This window comes from Haemophilus haemolyticus, from assembly GCF_003490595.1.
Lineage (GTDB): Bacteria > Pseudomonadota > Gammaproteobacteria > Enterobacterales > Pasteurellaceae > Haemophilus > Haemophilus haemolyticus_L.
This window is the reverse complement of the sequence record NZ_QQGY01000024.1, coordinates 1-1,168: the sequence shown is the minus strand read 5'-3', so window position 1 is coordinate 1,168 and position 1,168 is coordinate 1. Positions and strand designations below refer to the sequence as shown.

The following is a 1,168-nucleotide window of genomic DNA, read 5'->3' as shown; positions in this document are numbered from 1 at the left end:
TATCCCATTTAAAAATTTGATCCTGTCAGATTAATTTGAGCTTAGATTCTTTTCTGCCTAAATGCGTTTTTCATCAAATAATGTTTCCATCGGTGTTCTTCCACAATACATTTTACCTTGATGGGTACGATGATGGTTATAATATAACATCCATTCCTCTAAGTCTGTTTGCAATGTCTCTAAATCCGTATAAATTCGCTTTCTAAGGGCAACCTGATAAAACTCCTGCAAAATTGTTTTGTGGAAACGCTCGCAGATGACATTGGTTTGCGGATGTTTGACCTTCGTTTTGCGTATTCAATATTGTTAATCACTAAATAAAGCTCATCATCGTGATTTTCCACTTTTCCACTGCCGCGGTTAGTTAAAATTCGTAACATCGGTAATTCTTGGTCTTCAAAGAAAGGGAATATCTTATCATTAAGCATATCTGCGGCAGTAATTGCAGTCTTCATTGTATAAAGTTTTGAAAACGCCACTTTACTATAAGCATCAATAAAGGTTTTCTGGTAAATGCGTCCTACGCCTTTGAGGTTACCTACATAGAAGGTATCTTGAGAGCCCCGAGGTAACGAGGGTGAGCTGTTTCAATTTATTCACAAGCGAGGTCATCTTTTTTTTGCACTCTAGGACTTGTACTTACGATTTACTTGAGATAATGCCTTTTTCGGTAACCAACTTCTCAAGTTTGGTTAATTTTTATTTGAAATTAGCCCGATTGTGTCTTAACCAAATGGAACGCCCGCCTCCAGCTGAAACAAAAATACCTTGTTTACGCAATTCATTGCCGACACGAACCTGTCCAAAGACAGGATTATCTGAGGAGAATTATACCACGGCTGGTTCAACTTTCTCATCAACACGGTTTTTCAGATTAGACACACATCGATTCTGATTAAGCAAGGCTTCAACTCTGTCTTGTTGTTCTGCTGCTTGTTGATAGAGATAAAAGGTATCATGACCCATGCCCATAGTTTTACAGGCTTGTGAGATGTGACCTAACGCTTCGGTTAAATTAAGTAAACTGGTATTGTGTTTAATGAGAGGGTTGTAAGTAATAAAACATGAGAGTTTCCTTTTTTGTTTAGATTGATTTTGACACTCATATTCTAAATGGGAAAATCTCACTTTTTATTATGATTTGTCAGATTAAGTCTGATCTTCTACA

Annotated in this window: 1 pseudogene; it reads right to left on the bottom strand. The window is 36.9% G+C overall.

What is annotated here, in order from left to right:
* Window positions 1-57: 57 nt before the first annotated feature.
* Window positions 58-1,059: pseudogene (locus DV415_RS10025) on the bottom strand (integrase core domain-containing protein).
* Window positions 1,060-1,168: the final 109 nt, after the last annotated feature.